The sequence below is a fragment of the Draconibacterium mangrovi genome, from assembly GCF_010586825.1.
Lineage (GTDB): Bacteria > Bacteroidota > Bacteroidia > Bacteroidales > Prolixibacteraceae > Draconibacterium > Draconibacterium mangrovi.
The window spans coordinates 89,228-111,182 of record NZ_JAAAGB010000010.1 but is presented as its reverse complement, the minus strand read 5'-3'; the positions used below and the strand labels follow the sequence as shown (position 1 = coordinate 111,182).

Here is a 21,955-nt window from a genome sequence, read left to right as displayed (position 1 = left end):
TCAAAAGTAGTTATTTTTAACTTCAGTAAAATTAAATAGGAGCTATACTTTGTGAAGTGGCCGTTTCCGGATATTCAGAAATTACTAAAATTGATAGCTGATGAAAATTGTTGAAGAGGTTAAGGAATTTGCTACCCGATATTACGAAGAGAAAGTTTCGGCTTTGTTGAATTACCATTCTATTGAGCACACCCGGCTGGTTGCAAAGGTGTCGGAAACCATTGCCGATGCTGAGGGACTGAGCGAAAGAGAAAAGGATATTGTGGTGGTGGCAGCCTGGTTTCACGATATCGGTCACGCGGTTTCGTTAAAAGACCACGAGGAAGAAAGCTGTAAAATTGCCCGACAATTTCTTGCCGAAAAAGGCATGGATGAAGCTTTTATTGTTGAAGTGGAAAAGTGCATTAGGGCGACAAAAATGGGAGCGCCCAAAAATTCATTGCTCGAAGAAATTATTGGCGACGCCGATCATGCGCATGCAGGAATGGACAATTTTATGGAAATCTCGAATTTGCTGCGGAAAGAGATGTGCAATTTTGTTGAACGAAAATGCTCGAAACTGGAATACTGGAAACAAACGTTGGATTTTATTCTGGGCATAAAATTCCATACCGAATATGCGAGGAATACGTTTGAGCCGGTTCGCTTAAAGAATATCAAAAAAGTTGAGAATCGTATCAAAAAACTGTCGGCCGACAAAGCTCCGGAATTACCGACACACACCCAGAAAAGTACAGCTCGTGGAATTGAAACCATGTTCAGGCTTACGGCTCGCAACCAAATTAATTTGAGCTCGATAGCCGATAATAAAGCCAATATAATGCTTACCATTAACGCTGTGCTGGTATCGGTGCTAATGAGTACAAGCGCACTGACTTTGCGCACCAGCGAGCATAATTTCCTCATTCCCGGAATTATACTTATTGTAGGCTGTTTAATATCGCTGGTATTTGCCATTCTTTCGGTAATTCCAAAGTACGGATCGGGACAATACAGCGATGAAGACCTGAAAAAGCGGAAACTGAACCTGCTGTTTTTTGGCAACTTTGTAAATATGCCTTACGAGAAATATAAAAAGGGCGTTAAAGAAATGATGAGCGATTATGATTATTTGTACGGAACACTAACCAAAGACCAATATAACCTGGGAAAAGTGTTGGCTAAAAAATATAAACTGTTGAGGTATTCATACCGCGTTTTTATGGTGAGTTTTGTGGTGGCAGTGCTTACATTTTTAGTGCAGTACCTCTCAAAAATCATGTAAAAACTGCTTAATGCCAAAACTTGAAAGAACATATAAAGGCTCGGTACGCCGACATCAGTTTCAACTGTTGGTTTTTACTTTGATTTACTGGAATGTGGTCATCCGCTTTGCCATTTTTATGCGCATGCTGGGTGCCCGCGACGACCATATGGGCGATATGTTATCAAAAGGAATGAGCTTTTTGGTTGATGAGATTTTGTGGTCATCAGTAGTGATTTCGCTCTTTGCTACATTAAGTTGGTTTACGCTTAATATGGTTTACCCGAACCTGGTTCGAAACTTCAAAATGCGCAAGCTGGCGGTGGGGGTTGTTTTTCTCGACATTCTTATCTTTTTAGTTATAAGCATTCTTTTAGGAATTGTTCATTACAGTGTATCCGAAGATCTGAGTTTTATCGAGTCAGTATCGCATTTGCCACGGTTTTTATTCAACTCAACCATCCTCTTTTTTCTTATAGTATTGTTTGTTGGAGGCTACGTTTATCAATTGATCAACACGCTTTTGCAGCAGGTTGGTTATGCGCCGCTCGGGAAAATTATGATGGGATACTACCAGAAACCCCGCGAAGAGGAGTTGATCTTTATGTTTCTCGATTTGCAGTCGTCTACTGCAGTGGCCGAAAAATTAGGGCACAAAAAATACAGCTATTTTATTCAGGATTGTTTTAAATGTGTCTCCAATTCGTTGTTGGCAACCCGGGGACGTGTTTATCAGTTTGTTGGCGACGAGGTGGTGGTGTCGTGGACTACCAAACGGGAATCCTCGTATAAAAGTGCGGTTGATTTTTATTACCTGTACGAAAAAGCCTTGAGTAAACGCCGAGAGTATTTTGAGACCCATTACGGAATGATGCCCGTTTTTACAGCATCGTTAAACGTTGGGAAAGTAATGGCCGCCGAGGTGGGCGAGATAAAACGCGAGCTGGCTTTTCACGGCGATGTTTTAAACACTGCCGCACGCATTCAAAAACAGTGTAAACGCTACAAGAAAAAGATATTGGTAACCAGCGAATTTGCTGTAAAACTGATTAAAACCACCAAAGAATATAAAATTGAATACGTCGACCTGATTAAGTTTTTTGGTAAGAAAAATTCCATAAAGATTTACGAGGTACATAAAGCTGAAAACTAGGTCGTTTTCATTCCAGTCCTTAGTTTTAGCATTTCACGAATTTCCTTTCGCATACCCCCCGTAATCCGTTTTATCTTCGCTTCTGAAAACAGAAAACAGATGAAAACAAGCATTATTGTTTGTACCTACAACGAAGAGGAAACCATTTTTAATGTGGTTGCTTCGTGTTGCAAACACAACCCTGAAGCCGAGGTGATTGTAGTTGACGACGGATCGACCGACGGAACTGAGAATGTTCTGAAAACCCTGGTTTCTCATTATCATTTCGAGTATTTAAAGCTGCCTGAAAACCATGGAAAGAGTTATGCGATGGCCTGTGGCGTTGAGTATGCCAGCAACGAAATTGTGCTGTTTATCAATGCCAATTTGGTTCATTTACGCAAGGATCATTTCACCGCCATGTTAGCCCCGATTCAAAATTATGAGGCTGACATGGTTATTGGCAATCCCGCCAGTTTTACCATTAATTATGGCACTAATCCGTATGAAACGGCCATGGGCGAAAAAGCCATGCTAAGAGCTGATTTACTTCCCATTTTAAAAGATGTGAAAGAAATCTTTTTTGGGGTTGAAGCATTTTTAACCATTTATTATCAGGCTTTGGGAAAAAGGGTTAGCTATCAGTCGCTACACGAATTGGAGCGGGCAGTGCGCAAATCTGACAGCGGAAAAGTTAAGGAGAGGCACGAGGGCGATAAAGAAATTGCCAATGCAATGATCTCCAATTTCGACCTGATGATAAAGCGTGTGCAGAACAATATCCAGAAATCACAAAATTACACCCAATCAACCATTTCAAGTGTTCAGTTGCAGTTGAACAAGTATATGAAGCACCTGAGAGAACGCATTACAAGTGTTGAACCTGTTTAAAGGCATTTCAGGAAGGCATTTTATCATTCGGTGCAAAAATGTAAGTCTTTAAAAATCAGGGAAATTAATTTTGTCGCGTGATTAGATTATATATCAAAAAGCATAGTATGAAACGAACATGAAATTTTTCATTCAAAAATTACACAATAAGAATGAACAAATTTTATGTGAGAGCGACAGACGGAGCGGTTCCATCTGTCAAATTTTAATTTTTAAGATTATCGAAAAATAATAAAAATTATACAGATGAAATTCAAAAACATTGTGTTCGTATTAGCGGCTGCTTTGGTTGCTTTTACCGGGTGCAAAAGCAGCACCGGAGAAGAGGCCGTGGCCGAAACCATTAAAAATGTAAAGATCGAAACCGTTACCGATGGGGTAACTCAGAACTCGGTTACATTAAACGGTAAGATAAAGGAGAAAAGTCTTACTTCGCTTTCTTTTCGTGTTGGAGGTCCGTTGTTAAAACTAAATGTAAAACAAGGCGATTACGTAAAACAAGGCGAGGTTATTGCCGAAATCGATGAACGCGATTACAAACTGCAGGTGGAAACCACAAAAGCCCAGTTTGAGCAGACCGAAAGTGAGTACCTGCGTTACAAACAACTGATTGAGCAAAACAAAATTCCGGAAAATACTTTTGAAAAGATCAAGTCGGGGTACCTGATGACAAAAACAGCCTACGAAAATGCACAAAACCAATTGCGCGACACCGAGCTGAAAGCCCCGTTTTCAGGTTATATCTACGAAAAGTTTGTTGAGAATTTCCAAACTGTTGGAGCAGGAACACCGATTGTTTCAATTATCGACAATTCGCATCTTGAAGCCGTGGTATCGGTTTCCGAAAGTCAGCTTCAGCGTGTAAAAAGCGATAAAGAAAGTTATCTGACGGTAGCCAACGCGGGCATCAGCAATTTGCCGGTAAAGTTGTTTAGCGTTAGCGAAAAAGCGATGCAAGATGGTTTGTACGAAGTGAAATTTTCGTTCGAGAATAAAAATGATTTGGCAGTAGCTCCGGGAATGACAGCGGAAGTCACCGTTTATAACACGGCCGAGCAAAATCAGTTATCGGTGGCAGCTTCGGCAGTTTTCCACGAAAAAACAAGCACTTACGTTTGGGTATTCAATCCGTCAACAAGTAAAATTGAAAAGCGCGAAGTTCAAATTTCGCTTGACGGGAGCCAGGGACGTGTAAATATTGTATCGGGCGTTAACAACGGCGAACAGGTTGTTACTGCCGGAGTACATTACCTGGTGGAAGGCCAAAAAGTTCAACCCATTAAAACACCATCGGTAACTAATATTGGAGGATTGTTGTAATGCTGGAAAAATTACTGAATCAAAAAGCAATGATCTCCACCATACTGGTAGCAGTATTGCTGGGAGGTATAATTGCTTACAATAATATTGGGAAACTGGAGGATGCCGAGATTCCGATTAAGGCAGCCACGGTAATTACCGTTTACCAAGGAGCCACCGCGCACGAAGTTGAATTGGAGGTGACCGATCCGCTGGAAAAAGCCATTCAGAAACTGGAAAATATCGATGAGATACAATCTGTGTCGCGCCCCGGTTTGTCGATCATTACCGTTTACATTCAGCCAACGGTAAAAACGCCGCAGTTGCCGCAGCTTTGGGATCACCTGAGACGAAAAGTTAACGATGCAAAAGGTTCGTTGCCGGCCGGAGCTATGGATCCAATTGTAAATGATGACTTTGCCGATGTTTACGGAATTTTGTACGCCATAACTGCCGACGGATATTCGCATCATGAGTTGGTAAAATACACCGAATACATCGAACGCGAGCTTTTAAGCGTTAATGGTGTTCGCCGCTCGCAGATTTTTGGTGAAAAAACCGAATCCATCGACATTGTTTTTTCTCCTGAAAAGCTGGCAGGCTTAAGTGTAAACCCGCTCTTCATTGCTGCAGCTATTCAAAACGAAACGGCGATTATCAACCCGGGATCGATTGTTACAGGCGACGAATCGATCCGTGTAGGAGTGGGGCAAAAAATAACTTCGATTGAAGAAATTGAAAATCTATTGATTCAGGTCCCCGGCGGAGGAAACTTCCGTTTGGGCGATATTGCGACGATTGAAAGATCGTTCCTCGAGCCACAAAACGCAGCACTCTTCTACAAAGATAAAGCCGGTTTAACGCTGGGTTTATCGAATGAGAGTGGAATTAACGTGGTGAAACTGGGGGAGCGACTGGATGAAAAGCTGGCCGAATTACAAAAAGAATTGCCGGTTGGTTTCGAAATCAACCAGGTGTATTATCAGCCCGACCGCGTTGATGATGCAGTAAAAGACTTTATGTTGAACTTGGCCATGTCGGTAGGTATTGTAATTGTAGTGCTGATGTTTGCCATGGGATACCGGTCAGGACTGCTTATTTCAAGCGGTTTGATTTTTACCATCATGGGAACTTTGATTGTGATGTTGGCCATAGGCCTACCATTGCACCGGGTTACGCTGGCAGCTATTATTTTGGCCATGGGTATGTTGGTTGACAATGCTATTGTTGTTGCTGATGGAATTCTGGTCGACCTGAAATCGGGCATGGACCGAAGCAAAGCTTTTGTAAATACGGCACAAAAGACCGCGCTGCCATTGTTGGGGGCTACGGCAGTTGCAATTCTGGCGTTTCTGCCATTGCGCATGTCACCAAACGAGGCCGGTGAGTTTCTATCGTCACTGTTTACCGTGCTGATTATCTCGCTTACTTTAAGCTGGATTTTTGCGATGATACAGACACCGTTTAACGCAAAATATTTCTACAGAAAAGAACGTCCGAAAGGTGAACATGCCGAAACTTACGATAAAGGTTTGTACAAGAGTTTTGGGAAATTCCTGAAATGGGCCGTACGCAATAAATACATGTTTGCACTAAGTTCTTTTGCAATCCTGATCTTTGCATTCTGGTCGTTCCGTTTTGTAAAAGTCGACTTTATGTCGAAAATAGATTATGACCAGTTTTTTATTGAGTACTTCCTGCCACAGGGAGCCGATATTGATTCTGTTGAAGACGATGTAAAACAAATTCAGGAAGATATTTTGGCCATGAATGGTGTGCATGCGGTTACCGGATCTGTTGGTCGTCCGCCCGCGCGTTACCTGTTAATGCGTCATATGCAAACAGGTGGAGCAAACTATGCCGATTTTATTGTTGAAACAAACAATACCGACAGGGTAGAAACATTAATCCCTGAGATTGAAAACTACCTGAATGAGAATTATCCGAATGCATTTGTTCGGGTGATGGAATACGGAGCAGCTTTTGCCGATGCCGATATTGAGGCGCAGTTTATTGGCCCCGATCCTGCTGTATTAAAGGATTTGGCCAACCAGGCAAAACGTATTTTTTTAGAAGAGCCATCGGCTGTAAATGTTACCGACGACTGGAAAAATCAAACCAAAAAAATTGTTCCTGTTTATTCGGTTGAACGTGCGCAACCACTTGGATTGTCGCGTGCAGATATGGGGAATTCCATTTTGGTAGCCACTGACGGACGACCAATCGGAGCCATTTACGAAGGCGATAAAATGCTGCCGATCGTATTGCGCACCGATAACAAAGTGGCTGATAATATAGAGCAACTGCTGAATATCCCGGTTTGGGGACAGCAAAGCCGTGAAAGTGTGCCACTGTCGCAAATTGTTGATACCATGAAAGTAACATGGGACTACGAATTGATACATCGTTTAGATAATAAACGGGCAATTAAAGCACAATGCGACGCTGCCGACGGATACACAGCTGCCGAAGTTCAGGCGAAATTTCAAGCTAAAGTTGAAGCAATTGATATGCCCGAAGGATACGAACTGCACTGGGAAGGAGCTACTGCCCGTTCAGGCGAAGCCAACTCGGCGCTGTTTATGTTCTTGCCGCTTGCAATCGGCTTAATGGCGATTATAATCATCGGCATATTTAATAATCTTAAACAACCAATAATCATTTTCCTGGTGGTGCCATTTGCATTTGTAGGTATTGTTCTGGGTCTGGCAACTACAGGTGTGTACCTCACCTTTGCAGGAATCATCGGTGCTTTGGGATTGATTGGTATGATGATAAAAAATGCGGTGGTTCTGCTCGATGAAATAAACCAGAACATCAAGGGAGGAAAAGATCGCTTGAAAGCAACTATCGATGCTGCGTTATCGCGTTTGCGTCCGGTAATGATGGCCTCGCTGACAACAATTTTGGGTATGGCACCGCTTATCACCGACTCGATGTTTAACTCAACAGCCATCGTTATCATGTTCGGTTTAGCAGTTGGATCGATAATTACCCTTGTAGTTGTTCCGGTGCTTTACACCGTTTTGTATCGTGTTGATGGAAGTAAATTAACGACAAAAGCATAATTGTGATTGTGAATGTAGACAGAGATAGAAAAAGTTGCCCCGTTTTTTATATGTCGATGGGGGACGACAATTTCTAATCCTTGTGGTTAGGTAAAAATCGGGGTCAACTTTTCTAAAAAAGAAAAATGAATTCAATCAAAAAAGTATAAATAGGAATGAATCAATTACTTAAATATATAGCCAGTACAGTTATCGTTTTGCTAACTGTATTTGGTAACACTTTTGCACAAAAAGTAATGACACTGGAAGAATGCCGCGAGCAAGCTATTGCTTTCAATAAGGAATTGAAAAATGCGGCCCTACAAAACCGCGAAGCGCAGGTAAACCAGGAAGTCGCCAGAACGGCTTATTTGCCTTCGGTTGGTTTTTCGTCATCGTTGATGCACCGCCCGGGAATGGATCCGATAAGTATACCCGGTCATTTTCTACAAACGGCCAACAGCGAAGAAGATGCAATAAATGGTAATTTCTCGGGACCCAGCGATGTGTGGAGCCCCGGAACGAATATCGATTTGGGAAGTTTAACATTGATAAATAGTGGTTTCGAAGTTAACCAGGCGATTTATGCCGGCGGAAAAATTCGCTTCTCGAATAAGCAGGCCGATGCCGGAGTTTCTATTGCCGATATGGCGTTGAATATGAAGTATTCGGAAGTTATTGAGCAAACTGACAAGGCTTTTTGGCAGGTGGCAACAGTTGAAGAGAATATCAAAATTGCAGACGAATACATTAAGATGCTTACCGAACTTGAAGAGCAAATGACGGCGATGTACGAAGTTGGATTGCAGCCGGCAAGTGAAAAACTGCGGGTAACTGTACAGAAAAACGAAGCCGATTTGAACCTGATAAAAGCGCGAAACGGTTTAAAAGTGGCCAAAATGTATTTGAATCAGATTTTGGGTCAGCCACTTGATACTGAAATTCAAATTAGTCACAATGCAAGTCCCGAAGTAAAATTGTTTAATCTGGAAGATGGATTGACACAGGCTGGTAATAAACGAAACGAGCTTAAAATTCTTGAAAAGCAAAAAGAAATTTCAGAGTTGGATGCTAAAATTACACGTGCCGATTATTTGCCAACCGTTGGTCTTAGCGCACAATATACCAGTTACTGGGTAAAAGATCTGTACGAGGAAATCGATTTTCAGCCAATGCTGGCGGCGCAGGTTTCTATCCCGATTTTCCAGTGGGGACAAGGAAAAAAGAAACAGCGTGCGGCGCAATTAAAAGTACAACAGGCCGTAACAGATTTGCAACATACAAATGATTTGATTAATCTTGAGGTTATGCAGGTAAAGGTGCAGGTTGAGGAAGCTTACGAATCCATTCTTTTGGCGCAAAAAAGTGTTGCCGAGGCCGAGGAAAGTATGAACGAAACCAAGGCCAGTTTTGAGGTGGGCATAAATACAACCACCGATATGTTGAATGCACAGGCGCAGTGGGTTCAGGCTAAAGCGCAGCTAACTCAAACTATTGCCAGTTTCGAGGTGCTTAAAACCAGGTGGCAAAGTGTAACCGGAAACCTGTATATGCCTGAAGAAGAAAACTAGGACCGTTAAGAAAGAAATGAAGTGTTTAGAACTACATAGCAAGAAAAAGGAAAACCTTGTGATGAGGTTGCCCAGTTACGAGCCCGTCAGTGTTCTGGGGCGCTTTGTTATCATTAGCATTATTGCTGTACTGGTGTTACATTTTATTTCTTATGTTACACATATTCCCGCCAAGGATGATATTAAAATACCACTTGTAATTTATGTGGTAGTAATTCTTGCTTTTAATGTTGCGGCCGAGTTGCAGATTATTCTCGATAATATTCTGGAGCGTTTTCTGCCTGTACCAAAAAAGATAAAGTTGCGGCTTTTCTTACAGATTACGGTGGGAATATTATTCCTTTATTTTGCTCATCGTGCGATAATGTATTTCATCGATCCTAAACTGGGTATTGGCGAATCGCGCTCAGGGGTAATTATGGGAATGGTTACCGGATTGGTTTTTGTGCAAATGGTGGCCAATTCACTTACAATTGCCCGTTTTACTCAAAAATGGTTCGACACGCAGGAGCAAATTGCTGAAATGAAACGCGAAAAGTTGCGCATGGACTACAACTCGTTGCAAGACCAGTTAAATCCGCACTTTCTTTTCAATAACCTGAGTGTGTTAAAATCGCTGATTATTTACAATCCGGATGTGGCCGTGGAGTTTACCGAAAACTTTACCGATGTGTACAGGTATGTTTTGCAGAGTAAAGAAAAACGATTGGTGAAGTTAGGCGAGGAGCTCGATTTTATGAAAGCCTATTGTGCCTTGCATAAAGAAAGGTTAGGTGAGGGTTTAAATGTGACAACCCATGTGGAAAACGATAACAAGGACCGTGAAATTGCCCCTTTAACGGGACAGTTGCTCATTGAAAATGCAATTAAACACAATATAACAAGCCGGGAAACACCGCTTCGGATTAAGGTATACCTTGAGGGTGATTATTTGGTGGTTTCCAATAGTTTGAATCGGAGAGAGGCCTCTTATTCTACTAAAACAGGATTAAGGAACCTGGTAAGGCGTTATGAGATTTTGACAGAAAAAGAAATTGTGGTTCAGTACGATGAGAACTGGTTTGAAGTGAAAGTACCGTTATTGTGAATGCGATTTGAGTTACAGATAAATTGAAATTTAACTCAGATATTGAGCCGCAAAATCGATAAACGAAGAAAAGTATAATTAAAAAGCAGAGTGTGAGAGTTATTATTGTTGAAGATGAGTTACACAACTATCGTTTGCTAAGGGGAATGGTTGAAAAACTGCGGCCCGACTGGCAAATTGTTGAATGGTTTGAAAGTGTAAAGAGCACGGTTGCCTGGCTGAAAAATAATCCGGCACCCGACCTAATCTTTATGGATATTCAGCTAACCGATGGTATCAGTTTCTCCATATTCGACCAGGTAAATGTAACCAGTATGGTAATATTTACCACGGCTTACGACGAATATGCTTTGCGCGCTTTCCAGGTAAACAGTATCGATTATCTGTTAAAACCGATAAAAGAAGACAAGCTTCGTTTATCTGTTGAGAAACTCGAACACATGGTTTTGGTATCAAACGAAAAGTCGGAAAGTGCTCCCGATTATAAAGAGCTGCTGCAGGCAATAACATCAGGCGAAAAGAAATACCGGAAGCGTTTTCTCATTAGCGGGGCAACATCGTATTTTAAACTCGATGTGGAAGATGTAGCCTGGTTTTACACCGAAAACCGCGTAACAACAGCCGTAACTTTCCAGAGCAAAGAACATGTAATTGATTTAACCATTGAAAAGCTGGAAGAACAGCTCGACCCTGATCTGTTTTTTCGCACCAACCGAAGTTCGATTGTGCATATTAATGCCATCCGGAAATTCGAAAATCATTTTGGCGGGAAGTTGATTCTGAGACTCATTCCTCCTTTTGACGAACCCATTACAATTAGCCGTTTAAAGGCAACCGAATTCAAGGAATGGGTTGGTAAATAAGTAAATTCCCGGTGCTATCTATCAGATAATAATATATTTGTCAGTTAAACACAAAATAGAATGAAGTACAGAGACCAGTTATACCAGGAAGCGATTGCAATGATTGAAGATGCTACACCCCAGAAGGAGAGTATTTTATATCACAATATTTACTCTCTGCAAACCAATGGTGGTTATCCATTTTCGTCGAAAAAAGATGTGCACGAATTGGTTAATTTCTTAAATTCATGCGATTAATATAAACCGGGTCAGGATTGTATTGAACTGTTTTCGGGGCCTGTATTTATTTTAGCGCAGGAAAAAGGAAATTAAATAAGCCATTCGGGCATGAAAAATTCTATCCTCACAACTAATCAATTAGTAGCCATTGTATTTTTTCTACTGGCTGTTTTTCCTGTTTATTCTCAAGAAGATAATAATGTTGAAAAGCCCAAAGTCGCTGTGGTTTTAAGCGGAGGAGGAGCAAAAGGTTTGGCGCATATTGGTGTGCTAAAAGTGCTTGAAGAAGCCGGAATACGACCCGATATTATTACCGGAACCAGCATGGGAAGTATTATGGGCAGTTTATACGCTGTTGGTTATACGGCGGATGAGCTTTCTGATATCAATAAAAACGCCAACTGGGATGTGTTGTTAACCGATAAAGAAAGGCTGTTAAGTGTAGCCATGGACGAAAAGGAAGAAACAAAGAAATACCTTTTCGATATTCCGATACGTGAAAAAAGGATCAACCTGCCGGCCGGTGTTATTGACGGGCAACATCTTGAAGCTTATTTTTCCGAACTGCTCTGGCCCCTTACCGAAGAAGAAGATTTTAACAAACTGCCTGTACCATTTCATTGTATGTCGGTTGATATGATATCGGGAGAAACCATTGAACACAGCTCCGGCGATTTGGTGAAATCGATTCGTGCAAGCATGTCTATCCCAACCGTTTTTTCACCGGTTCAAATGGACTCGATGCTTTTGGTTGACGGAGGAGTTACCCGCAATTTTCCGGTTCAGGAAGCCATATATATGGGCGCCGATATAATTATTGGGGTTTATGTCGGCTTTCAGGAAGATATTACTGCTGACGATATCAGGTCGATGACGGATATTCTGCAGCGGTCGATAGCTCTTGGTGGGATTGTTGACGCCAAAGAACAGTTTTCAAAATGCGATGTATTGATCATCCCGGATCTGCATGATTATTCAGCTGCCGATTTTGTGAAAGGACAGGAAATTCAGCAGATTGGCGAAGATGCCGCCCGGGGAAAATGGAATGAAATAAAAGCACTGGCCGATAAATACGACTTAAAATTCAACGCTGTAAATCGAATTCCGCAACCTGAAAAGATCAGGATTACAGGAATGGAAGTAACGGGGTTGAAGTATTTGAGCAGGAATTTTGTTTTGTCGAAATCGGGAATAGAAATTGGTGATAGGATTAGTGCAGAAGATATTAAGGAAGCCATTGATTTTATGTATGGCTCCATGCATTTCGGGAAGCTGACTTATTCGCTAAAAAGAGATTGGAACAGTGAAGGTTATATTCTTGTTTTTCATGTAAAAGAAAGACCAAGAGCAATGGTGAAGCTCGCTCCACGCTACGACGATGATCTGGGGGTTGGGATTACCACCAATTTTACATTGCGAAATATGATTGCTCCGGCAACACGCATGTTAGTCTCCTTTAATATTGCCGAAAACCCGGGTATGGAAATCAAGTTGAATAAGTTCGTTGGCAAGAAACAACGCCTGTCCGACTATTTCTTTATGGACACCTACAGCTTTAAACTTCCGTTTTACGATGGTGGCAATCGGCTTGGTAACTACAAAAAGGGTTATTTCGCCGGGGGGTACGGACTGGAGTATTTGTTTGGTTTGAATCACCAATTAGGGGGCAATGCATTTTATAAATACAACCGTTTAACACCACGAGCCGATCTGCAATCGATTTATCCGGAAACCGATTTCGATTACCTGAAATCGCACGACTGGGGTTATCAGTTGTACTACAAGGTAAATACCACCGACGATCTTTATTTCCCGAAAAGAGGTATAAAACTGAATATTGGATTTCAGCATATTTTGTCGGCCAACAGCAAAATGAACTTAAATACTGCAGAACCGAGAGATTATTTAATCGGGGAAATTAATGATCCATATGCAACTTTAACGATCGATCATAACTGGTATACAACGTTTGCCCGCAAGCTTACCTATAATTTCGAGGTGGGAGCAGGATTTAGCACCGATGATTCAGGTGCCAACGGGATTTATATGTTGGGCGGATCGCAGTTTGGCCCCGGCAAGCTACAGTTTAAAGACCTGGCAGGCTTTAATTTTGCTGAAATTTACACCTACAACTATGCGGTTGCAAAATCATCATTAAGCTGGGAAATCGCTTCGGGACTATACGTAACTACAAAAGTTAATGTAGCTGCCACCGCGAGTACTTACGAAGATTTGTTCGAACATCTGACAACACAGCCATTTGGCGATAATATTTGGGGCTATAGTTTCGGATTTAAGTACGATTCGCTTATGGGGCCGATGCAGTTATTAATATCGGGTAATAATCAGGACAACGAGTCGCGTTTTCATTTTAGTCTGGGATTTCCGTTTTAATTTCTATCCGTCTTTTTCCAAAGTATAAACGCAAAACAGGTACGCTGATCTGTATTAAATTGCTTTTGTGTTAAAGCGACATATTTAACCGATTTTGGTATTTTCTGCAAAATCTTTATAATTTTAGACGCTTTCAAAAATTAACTCACTATTTTGAGCGTTCAATTTGAATAAATATTAATATCAGTATAACTAACTAAAAACAAAAAATCATGAAGAATAGAAGAGAGTTTCTAAGGATTTCTACGGCAGGTACTGTTGGTGTTTTGGCACTCGGAACCTATGCATGCGGCTCGGGTGGTAAAAAACCTGTTGAACAGGCTGCAGAGGTTGTTAAGGCTGCAACCGGAATGGGAGTTGGCCTGCAGCTTTATACTATTCGCGATGCCATGGCAGCTGATGCGGCTGGTTCGTTGAAGAAGATTGCCGACATGGGATATAAATATGTTGAAATGGCCTCGTATGCCGATGGTAAATTTTATGGCGTAGCACCAAAAGAATTCCAGAAAATGGTGGAAGACAATGGTATGAAAGTGGTTAGTAGCCATACCAGTGTTGAAGCAGAAGGTATTACTACTGCAAGTGCCCAGATAATGGCCGATGCGCATGCCGAAATTGGTGTTGAATATTGTGTTCAGCCTTGGATTGAAGAAAAAGACAGGAATATAGAAACTTACAAAAGAATGATTGCCGAATGGAATAAAGTTGGCGAGATCATGAAAAATGTAGGTATTCAATTTGGTTACCACAACCATAATTTCGAGTTTAAACCAACCGACGGAATCGTACCTTATTATGATGTATTCCTGAAAGAAATGGATGCAGACCTGATTACTATGGAGCTGGATTGTTACTGGGCATTGAAAGCGGGTCAGGATCCTGTGGAAATGTTCAACAAATATCCTGGACGTTTCCAATTGCTTCACTTTAAAGGTATGGGCGACGAGGTTGTTGAACCATTTTATACCGTTGACAAAGACGATATTGTTTCTGTTGGCGCTGGTGTTGCAGATTATAAGAGTATTTTAGATGCACGCGAAACTGCAGGTATGAAATACTTCTTTGTGGAAGACGACAACCAGGGTAATGGTAAACCTTTCGAAGGTGTGAAAGCAAGTATCGATAATATTAATGCGAAGCTTTTTGTTTAAACGAACAATATTTTATCTGAAGACCGGGTTCATTTGAATCCGGTTTTTTTGTGCCTCTAAATGTTATTTCATCCTAAAACTTCATCATTTCGGTAAAAGAACCACCTGTCATTTCTTAAAAGCAATTACATTTGCATTAATGAATGAACGTTCATTTAGTAATTCGAAGATATGGCACGGATTACAGATCAAACAAAAATTAAAAGGTTAAAACAGTCGACCATGAAGATGGTGGTTGATAATGGTTTTGGAGGCGCTTCGGTAGCACTTATTTCAAAGGATGCACAAGTGGCTTCGGGCTATTTCTACATGCATTACAAAGGGAAATACGAACTCGTAAACACTATTTTACAAGAGGTTTACAGCGAAGTGTTCGGCATGTTCGAAAAACTGATCGAGCAGGGTAACCCTTTTCATGAAACCATCGAAAATATAATTCGCCATTTTGTTGAATTGGCAAACAAGGAGCCAATCCGGGTGAAATTTTTGTATGTGCTTACCAACGATTATAATTTCGTAATCGATAAACATATTCAGGAAAATACACAAATGCTGCTTGAAAAATTGATGGAACTGGGACGATCAGGCAACGATTTAGACAAGACGCTCATCGTTAGTGATTTGTACCTGATATTAGTAATTACCACCATTCAGTTTATCAATCAAAAATACAAATACAACGATCGGGATATTATAGCAGAAGAGGATATTCAGCATTTGCTTAAACTAATTTTTAAGTTTTTGAAATAGGCAAAAACAATAGAATTGAATTTCTAAGAATACAACAAAATACATTTTACCAGAATAGAAATGAAAACAATTAAACAACAGAAAACAGTCTTATTATTACTGGTTCTTTTGGCCGTGGGAATAACGGTTCACGGGCAATCACACGAACAATTGTTGTCATTCGATCAGGCTATGCAAATAATGCTGGAGCAAAATCCGGCCCTGTTGCGCCAAAAAGAACAGATCAGGCAAAAAGAATACGAGATCAAATCGAAGAAAGGTATGCGTTTGCCACAGGTTTCGTTAAATGCAACGGCAATGGCCATGTCCGATCCTTTGCATCTCGATCTAACTCCTGTGGGCGAAGCCATTTCACCTGTGTACCAAACATTGGGCAACTATGGTGTTTTTAGCGGCGTTCCAAATCCTGACCCGGCAACCAATGCGCTTTATCCTTATTTAAGCGACGAAATGAGTACCCAAATCGTACGTCAGCAATTACTTGAAGGAGGTGAAGCCATTGAAGCACACGACTGGGATGAAATTATTCAGGACAAGAATTTTGCCTTACTGACAGCGAGTTTCGCGATGCCAATTTATGCAGGAAGCAAAATAAACGGCGCCAACCAGGCTGCCGAAGTGAATCTGGGGATTAGTCAGCAGGAATTGCGCCACACCGAAGGTGTTTTACTCACCGAACTGGTTACGCGTTACTATGGTCTTGCCCTTGGTTTACAAGTGGAAAAACTTCGTATAGAGATGCTGAAAAGTATGGAGAACCATTACAACGATGCAAAAAAATTATTCGAAAACGGAATGATAGCCAAGGTTGAATTGCTTCATGCCAAGGTGGCAAAAAATGAGGCCGAACGCGAAGCAAAACAGGCCGTTCGGAATGTTGAAATATTGCGAACCGGCTTAAGAGCAACATTGGCTACCGACTCGTTGGGGCGGGTTATTCCCGCCAATAATTTGTTTATCAATTCCGAATTAACAGGTCTGGCAGCATGGTTAGATCGTGCCAAAGAATTAAACCCTCAACTAAAACAGATACAGGGGAAAAAGGAACTTGTTGAGATAAAACACCGAATAGAAAAAAACGAATATTTACCAACGATTGCAGCAATGGGTAATTACAACATTGCCGACAAAAACTTTTCGCCATACATGCCCGAATGGGAGCTTGGAATTGGAATGAAGTGGAATTTGTTTCAGGGCATGAGCCGCAAGAACAACATACTGGCCAGCGAAACTTTGCACAACCAGGTAGAATTTGCGGAACAAAAAGCCAACAACGATCTGGAAGCTTATTTGGTAAAACTCTACAACGAATTGCAAATGCAGATGGAGCAAAAAACTGAATTGGAAACAACGTTGGAGCTGGCTAACGAATACCGACAAAGTACTGAGACTGCCTTCAATGAGGGACTAGCAACTTCAACCGATGTGGTGGAGGCGAACACAAAAGTATTGCAGGTAAAAACATTACGACTGAGTGTTTTATATAATTATGATGTTGGGTTGGCAAATTTCCTTCAAACAGCGGGTGTTCCCGAACAATACATCGATTTCTCAAGTGGAGAAAATACCGTAACCGAATCACTTTAAGAAAAACAAAAGCAAAAAACATAGATCATGAACAAGAAGACGTTAAGCTCAATAATTGTACTTGTAGCTATCGTAGCATTTATAGTGTACACATTTATTGTTGTAACCAAACCCGAGCCTGTAATTCTGCAAGGAGAGGTTGAGGCTCAGCAATACAATATTGCCTCAAAAGTTCCGGGTAGAATACAGAAAGTTGCTGTTGACAGAGGACAGATCGTAAAAAAAGGCGACTTTATTTTTTCTATCGACAGCCCCGAGATAAATGCAAAACTGGCCAATGCAAATGCCGCCCGCACTGCTGCAAGTGCTCAAAGCCGGAAAGCACAAAACGGTGCACAACAGGAGGATATTACTGCAGCTTACAGCACTTATGTAAAAGCCGAAGCAGCTGCCCAGTTTGCTGAAAAGACATTTGCACGTATTCAGAATTTATACGATGAAGGAGTGGTGCCGGCACAAAAACGCGATGAGGTTGAAACGCAGATGAAAGCCGCCCGCGAAACTGCAAATGCCGCTAAAGCCATTTGGCAGAAAGCCGAAAAGGGAGCACGCGAAGAAGATAAAACCGCAGCAGCTGCAATGGTAAAACGTGCCGATGCTGCCATTGCTGAGGTGGAAGCTTACCTGGAAGAAACAACAATTAACGCCATTGCTGATGGTGAGGTTTCGGGAGTGAATGTTGAAGATGGTGAGTTGGTTTCAACAGGATTCCCGGTAGTAACCCTACTCGATTTAAACGATATTTGGGTTACACTATACATCCGCGAAGATTATATGACTCATTTTAAAATGGGAAGTGTGTTTAAAGCTAAAATCCCCGGTCTTGATGGGCAGGAGTTCGAATTCAAAGTAAAATACATTAGCCCGTCGGCTGATTTTGCCCGTTGGAATGCAACAAAAACTTCGGGGGAGTTCGATTTAAAATCGTTTGAAGTTGAGGCGCGTCCGGTGAATAAAATAGAAGGTTTGCGTCCCGGAATGACAGCTGTTGTTACTTTACCCGAAACGAAATAAAATGAACGGGAAAAAGAGACATCCTATTTTTGAAGTAATGATTCGTGAGGTCAGGCGGATTCAGCAAAATCCAGCCTATCGGTTTCTGCTCTTAATCGGGCCGATCACGGGTATTTTGCTGCTCTTTTTTATCTTTCAGCAAGGAGCGGCAAAACGTTTACCTATTGCTTTGGTCGATCAGGATAATTCATCACTTTCCGTAAAAGTTGGAAATGCTTTAAACGCCTCGCCCGATGTGGAGATTGTAGCCGGCGCACCGGATATATACCAGGCACAGGAGTGGTTAAAACAAGGTGTTGTTCAGGCCATTGTTGTATTGCCCAATGATTTGGAGAAAAAAGTATTTCAGGGAATGGAAGCACCTGTTCCGGTTTACATCAACGGTACAAACGTAACAGTTGCAGGAGTTGTACAACGTTCGGTTTTAACTACGTTGAATACTTTGTCGGCCGGAATTCAGATTAAAAAACTGGCACTTGAAGGCAACAATGCTCAAAAAGCCATGGCGCGGGTTGTTCCTGTGCAAATTCAAAAGCATGTCTTGTTCAATCCGTATACAAATTATGCCTACTTCCTTAACTCGGCAATGCTTTATTTTACTTTGTTTTTGTTTGCTTTTATGAGTTCGGTTTACACCTTCGGAAATGAATTGAAACGTGGAACCGGGCAAAGTCTGCTAGAAGCAGGAAACAACAGCGTGCGTATGGCAATTGTTGGGAAACTGTTTCCTTATACCATAATTTATTCCGGTATCGCAATGCTGATTGCTTACCTGCTCTATGAGGTTGAAGGCATGCCGTTAAATGGCAGCTTTGTAATCATTTTTTGCGGTCAGTTTATTACAATTCTTGCCTACCAAATGCTGGGATTAATATTCGTTGCTTTAACAAAAAATCTACGATTGTCGCTGTCGGTGGGCAGTGCTTACATAATGATGGGAATAACATTCTCGGGACTTACTTTCCCGATAGAAGGAATGATACCTTTTGTAAAAATGATTACGGCGATCTTCCCATTTACCTGGTGGGAGAAACTTTTTATTTCACAATCGTTACGCGGAGCACCAATAAAAGAAGCCTTGCCGTATTTGTGTTACATTCTCCTATTTATGCTATCGGGAATGGCTGTATTTAAAATGTATAAGAAGAGCCTGAGCGATCCGAAACACTGGGGAAAACAATAGGAATTATGACGAAAGACAAGAATAAAATAAACAGCTTCGAATTAATGGCTTTTCATTTTAAAAATGAACTGAAAGCTATTTTTTCAGATAGCGGGGCTGTGTTGATTTTGGTTGGTGCCTTGCTAATTTATCCTTTGTTGTATTCTTTCGGATACTTTAACGAAGTGCTTACCGACTTGCCAATTGGTGTTGTGGATTTAGATCAAACAGCTACCAGCCGGAAATACACAAATATGTTGGATGCATCGCGTGATGTTGAGGTTTCTTATAATCCGCAAAGTTTGAAAGAGGCCGAAGAACTTTTTATGGCCAATAAAATAGATGGTGTTCTGCTTATCCCGAAAGGATTTCAGAAAAATGTTCTATCGACAAAACAGGCCAATGTTGCTATTTACGCCGATGGTAGTTACCTGTTAAAATACAAAACATTCTACACGGCGGCACAAACTGTGAATGCTTATTTTGGGGCAGGAGTAAGAGTGCAACATTACCTTGCCGAAGGGAAATCGTTGCGACAGGCAAAAGTTTCGGCCAGTCCGCTGAGTATTCAAACGCACATGCTTTACATTCCGGCAGGTTCGTACGGTAGTTTTATCATGCCGGGATTGATCATCATTATCATACAGCAAACATTACTGATTGGTATTGGAATTATGGGAGGTACCTTTTCCGAGTCAAAAGGATCACCGTTCAGGTTGCCGGAAAACAAACGCAGACGCGAAATTATTCCATTGATTTTGGGTAGAGTTGGAGCTTACTTGCTCATCTCTGCATTTAATATTTGCTTGGCATTGATCATTATTCACGATTGGTTTAACTATCCCGATAAAGGCAATATGTTTGATGTACTGATATTGTTATTCCCGTTTTTATTGGCGGTAATCTTCTTCGGAATTGGATTGTCGACCTTCTTTAAACATCGCGAGTCGGCTATTGTATTTATGATGTTTTTGTCGCCGATCGCTTTATTCTTAAGCGGTATTTCGTGGCCTGTGTCTGCCATGCCCGATTGGTTAGTAGGTCTTTCCAAAATTCTGCCCGGAACAACTACTGTTCCTGCCTACTTGCGTTTGCGTACAATGGGTGTGGGAATTACAGAGGTTAAAACAGAAGTGCTAAAGTTGTATTTACAGGCGGGGAGTTACGCCATTCTGACAATTGCTTATTTCTATATTCGTTTGTATGTTGGGAAAATTAAAAAGTGACAACTGAAGTAATAGAATAAAAAAAGCTTTGACCTCAATGATCAAAGCTTTTATTTAATTCAGAATAACTTTCATTTTCAGCTTTTTGGCTTTTTTATAAAGCCGAATGGAATTTGTAGAAACCGAAGAGGGGATGTCGATTTTAACATTCCACACCGCACCTGTTTCCTGTAATTCCGGTTTTCCGTTCTTAAAATTGTCTTTCATTGTTTCTAAGGCTTTTATGCAATGTACGGAATTTTACAAATATTATGCCGAAAAAGGAGGTGAGTTATCACCCGAACATTGTGAACAATAGCATTTTACTTGTTCCGTGTTGCTTATTTTACAGCTTTTATAGTGTATCCGCGCTTTTCGATGCTTTTCTCAATTTCCTCGATAGACACAGCAGAAGCGTTGTATTTTACAATTGCAGTCGAATCTGCGAGTGTCACTTTTACAGTTTCTATCCCATTTAGGGTATTTACTCCCTTTTCAACCGAAGCCACACATGCATCGCAATGCAATCCGCCAATATCAATAGTGGCTTCAACCAGTTGTTCGGGTGGTGCTACTTCGGTACTTTTTTGTGTTCCTGAATTACAGGCAACAAACCCAATCAGGGCAATTAGATAAAATAGTTTCTTCATGGTATTTTTTAGTTTTTATGTGATCTTATTGAATAACCGGGGCAAGTATTTGTTTATTTTCTTCGCTGGCGGCTCCCATAACTGTTTTTACTTTGCTGCCCATAAATCTTGAGAAAAGGCCCGAGTTCAGCATCGAAACATAGGTTTTACCATTTCGTTCGTAAACAGCCACTCTGCATGGCATTAACGCCGAAACTACACGTTCCTGATCGCTGCTTAAAATCTGGTAAGCATGATCGGGTTTACACAGCGAAAAAACTTTAACAGGTTTTACGTCAAAACCGTGTTTTTTCATAGTTGCCTGTAAATCGTATAAATGCGGCATGCTCCAGTTGTTATCTTTCGCCGATTGTTCAATGGCTGCAACTGTTTCGTCAAAATCCAGTTTACTTTCGTTTACTACAAACATTTGTTTGGGTAAAATAACCACTATCATTATAATGGTGAAGAGTATTCCTACTATCAATCCGGTTAAAAACATAGTTAATCCTTTCATTCGTTTATAATTGTTTATTCTTTAAGGTAACTCATGTAACTCGCTTAGTTAGAACCCTGTGTTTTAAAGGGATACTTTAATAGCTCGTTTCATTATTAGTTTTGTTAATTTAAGAAAAAACAACCAAGAGTAAACTTTTGTTTGATAGATTTGATTGATGGGGCTTAAATGTTCGGAAATAAAAAGGGAACCAC

The 21,955-nt window shown here is 41.1% G+C and carries 19 protein-coding genes; 16 read left to right on the top strand and 3 right to left on the bottom strand.

Annotation, left to right across the window (positions count from 1 at the left end):
• Nucleotides 1–100: 100 nt before the first annotated feature.
• From G4420_RS19915 to G4420_RS19840, 16 genes are all read left to right on the top strand, one after another.
• Nucleotides 101–1,264, top strand: coding sequence for a Pycsar system effector family protein (locus G4420_RS19915; RefSeq protein ID WP_163325703.1), 1,164 nt, complete (start codon nucleotides 101–103; stop codon nucleotides 1,262–1,264).
• A 10-nt stretch (nucleotides 1,265–1,274) separates the two neighbouring features.
• Nucleotides 1,275–2,396, top strand: a complete 1,122-nt coding sequence (locus tag G4420_RS19910; RefSeq protein WP_163325702.1) for an adenylate/guanylate cyclase domain-containing protein — start codon at nucleotides 1,275–1,277, stop codon at nucleotides 2,394–2,396.
• A gap of 99 nt (nucleotides 2,397–2,495) precedes the next feature.
• Entirely contained in the window at nucleotides 2,496–3,266 is a 771-nt protein-coding gene (locus tag G4420_RS19905) for a glycosyltransferase family 2 protein (protein ID WP_163325701.1), read from the top strand.
• Nucleotides 3,267–3,512: 246 nt separating this feature from the next.
• Entirely contained in the window at nucleotides 3,513–4,586 is a 1,074-nt protein-coding gene (locus G4420_RS19900) for an efflux RND transporter periplasmic adaptor subunit (RefSeq protein WP_163325700.1), read from the top strand.
• On the top strand, nucleotides 4,586–7,633 hold the full coding sequence (locus tag G4420_RS19895) for an efflux RND transporter permease subunit (RefSeq protein ID WP_163325699.1): 3,048 nt from the start codon (nucleotides 4,586–4,588) through the stop codon (nucleotides 7,631–7,633). The genes G4420_RS19900 and G4420_RS19895 overlap by 1 nt, the downstream gene beginning before the upstream one ends.
• A gap of 155 nt (nucleotides 7,634–7,788) precedes the next feature.
• Nucleotides 7,789–9,183, top strand: a complete 1,395-nt coding sequence (locus tag G4420_RS19890; RefSeq protein ID WP_163325698.1) for a TolC family protein — start codon at nucleotides 7,789–7,791, stop codon at nucleotides 9,181–9,183.
• 16 nt (nucleotides 9,184–9,199) lie between these two features.
• A complete protein-coding gene (locus G4420_RS19885; protein ID WP_163325697.1) occupies nucleotides 9,200–10,270 on the top strand; it encodes a sensor histidine kinase in 1,071 nt (356 codons plus the stop codon).
• Between the two features lie 92 nt (nucleotides 10,271–10,362).
• Nucleotides 10,363–11,133: a LytR/AlgR family response regulator transcription factor gene (locus G4420_RS19880; RefSeq protein WP_163325696.1), complete on the top strand. Its 771-nt coding sequence runs from the start codon at nucleotides 10,363–10,365 to the stop codon at nucleotides 11,131–11,133.
• Between the two features lie 60 nt (nucleotides 11,134–11,193).
• A complete protein-coding gene (locus G4420_RS19875) occupies nucleotides 11,194–11,370 on the top strand; it encodes a hypothetical protein (protein ID WP_163325695.1) in 177 nt (58 codons plus the stop codon).
• Nucleotides 11,371–11,460: 90 nt separating this feature from the next.
• Nucleotides 11,461–13,746 carry a patatin-like phospholipase family protein gene (locus tag G4420_RS19870; RefSeq protein WP_163325694.1) on the top strand — a complete coding sequence of 762 codons (2,286 nt, stop codon included), beginning with the start codon at nucleotides 11,461–11,463 and terminating at the stop codon, nucleotides 13,744–13,746.
• Between the two features lie 212 nt (nucleotides 13,747–13,958).
• On the top strand, nucleotides 13,959–14,897 hold the full coding sequence (locus G4420_RS19865; protein WP_163325693.1) for a sugar phosphate isomerase/epimerase family protein: 939 nt from the start codon (nucleotides 13,959–13,961) through the stop codon (nucleotides 14,895–14,897).
• 171 nt (nucleotides 14,898–15,068) lie between these two features.
• Nucleotides 15,069–15,647 (top strand): TetR/AcrR family transcriptional regulator, encoded by a 579-nt coding sequence (locus G4420_RS19860; protein WP_163325692.1) that lies wholly within the window; start codon nucleotides 15,069–15,071, stop codon nucleotides 15,645–15,647.
• A gap of 60 nt (nucleotides 15,648–15,707) precedes the next feature.
• Nucleotides 15,708–17,234 carry a TolC family protein gene (locus tag G4420_RS19855; RefSeq protein ID WP_163325691.1) on the top strand — a complete coding sequence of 509 codons (1,527 nt, stop codon included), beginning with the start codon at nucleotides 15,708–15,710 and terminating at the stop codon, nucleotides 17,232–17,234.
• Between the two features lie 27 nt (nucleotides 17,235–17,261).
• Entirely contained in the window at nucleotides 17,262–18,248 is a 987-nt protein-coding gene (locus tag G4420_RS19850) for an HlyD family secretion protein (RefSeq protein ID WP_163325690.1), read from the top strand.
• 1 nt (nucleotide 18,249) lies between these two features.
• Nucleotides 18,250–19,431, top strand: a complete 1,182-nt coding sequence (locus G4420_RS19845; protein ID WP_163325689.1) for an ABC transporter permease — start codon at nucleotides 18,250–18,252, stop codon at nucleotides 19,429–19,431.
• 5 nt (nucleotides 19,432–19,436) lie between these two features.
• A complete protein-coding gene (locus tag G4420_RS19840) occupies nucleotides 19,437–20,636 on the top strand; it encodes an ABC transporter permease (protein WP_163325688.1) in 1,200 nt (399 codons plus the stop codon).
• 54 nt (nucleotides 20,637–20,690) lie between these two features.
• On the opposite strand, the gene G4420_RS19835 is transcribed toward G4420_RS19840, so the two are convergent.
• The 3 genes from G4420_RS19835 to G4420_RS19825 all read right to left on the bottom strand — a co-directional run bounded on the left by G4420_RS19835 (nucleotide 20,691) and on the right by G4420_RS19825 (nucleotide 21,761).
• The gene (locus G4420_RS19835; protein ID WP_163325687.1) at nucleotides 20,691–20,843 is read right to left on the bottom strand and encodes a hypothetical protein; all 153 of its coding nucleotides are present in this window, start codon (nucleotides 20,841–20,843) and stop codon (nucleotides 20,691–20,693) included.
• Between the two features lie 113 nt (nucleotides 20,844–20,956).
• Entirely contained in the window at nucleotides 20,957–21,265 is a 309-nt protein-coding gene (locus G4420_RS19830) for a heavy-metal-associated domain-containing protein (RefSeq protein ID WP_163325686.1), read from the bottom strand.
• Nucleotides 21,266–21,290: 25 nt separating this feature from the next.
• On the bottom strand, nucleotides 21,291–21,761 hold the full coding sequence (locus tag G4420_RS19825; RefSeq protein WP_163325685.1) for a DUF302 domain-containing protein: 471 nt from the start codon (nucleotides 21,759–21,761) through the stop codon (nucleotides 21,291–21,293).
• Nucleotides 21,762–21,955: the final 194 nt, after the last annotated feature.

What these genes read in the sequence shown, in the direction of transcription:
- G4420_RS19915 (WP_163325703.1), top strand. Translation starts at nt 101, where the DNA reads ATGAAAATTGTTGAAGAGGTTAAGGAATTTGCTACCCGATATTACGAA.
- G4420_RS19910 (WP_163325702.1), top strand. Translation starts at nt 1,275, where the DNA reads ATGCCAAAACTTGAAAGAACATATAAAGGCTCGGTACGCCGACATCAG.
- G4420_RS19905 (WP_163325701.1), top strand. Translation starts at nt 2,496, where the DNA reads ATGAAAACAAGCATTATTGTTTGTACCTACAACGAAGAGGAAACCATT.
- G4420_RS19900 (WP_163325700.1), top strand. Translation starts at nt 3,513, where the DNA reads ATGAAATTCAAAAACATTGTGTTCGTATTAGCGGCTGCTTTGGTTGCT.
- G4420_RS19895 (WP_163325699.1), top strand. Translation starts at nt 4,586, where the DNA reads ATGCTGGAAAAATTACTGAATCAAAAAGCAATGATCTCCACCATACTG.
- G4420_RS19890 (WP_163325698.1), top strand. Translation starts at nt 7,789, where the DNA reads ATGAATCAATTACTTAAATATATAGCCAGTACAGTTATCGTTTTGCTA.
- G4420_RS19885 (WP_163325697.1), top strand. Translation starts at nt 9,200, where the DNA reads ATGAAGTGTTTAGAACTACATAGCAAGAAAAAGGAAAACCTTGTGATG.
- G4420_RS19875 (WP_163325695.1), top strand. Translation starts at nt 11,194, where the DNA reads ATGAAGTACAGAGACCAGTTATACCAGGAAGCGATTGCAATGATTGAA.
- G4420_RS19870 (WP_163325694.1), top strand. Translation starts at nt 11,461, where the DNA reads ATGAAAAATTCTATCCTCACAACTAATCAATTAGTAGCCATTGTATTT.
- G4420_RS19865 (WP_163325693.1), top strand. Translation starts at nt 13,959, where the DNA reads ATGAAGAATAGAAGAGAGTTTCTAAGGATTTCTACGGCAGGTACTGTT.
- G4420_RS19860 (WP_163325692.1), top strand. Translation starts at nt 15,069, where the DNA reads ATGGCACGGATTACAGATCAAACAAAAATTAAAAGGTTAAAACAGTCG.
- G4420_RS19855 (WP_163325691.1), top strand. Translation starts at nt 15,708, where the DNA reads ATGAAAACAATTAAACAACAGAAAACAGTCTTATTATTACTGGTTCTT.
- G4420_RS19850 (WP_163325690.1), top strand. Translation starts at nt 17,262, where the DNA reads ATGAACAAGAAGACGTTAAGCTCAATAATTGTACTTGTAGCTATCGTA.
- G4420_RS19845 (WP_163325689.1), top strand. Translation starts at nt 18,250, where the DNA reads ATGAACGGGAAAAAGAGACATCCTATTTTTGAAGTAATGATTCGTGAG.
- G4420_RS19840 (WP_163325688.1), top strand. Translation starts at nt 19,437, where the DNA reads ATGACGAAAGACAAGAATAAAATAAACAGCTTCGAATTAATGGCTTTT.
- G4420_RS19835 (WP_163325687.1), bottom strand. Translation starts at nt 20,843, where the DNA reads ATGAAAGACAATTTTAAGAACGGAAAACCGGAATTACAGGAAACAGGT.
- G4420_RS19830 (WP_163325686.1), bottom strand. Translation starts at nt 21,265, where the DNA reads ATGAAGAAACTATTTTATCTAATTGCCCTGATTGGGTTTGTTGCCTGT.
- G4420_RS19825 (WP_163325685.1), bottom strand. Translation starts at nt 21,761, where the DNA reads ATGAAAGGATTAACTATGTTTTTAACCGGATTGATAGTAGGAATACTC.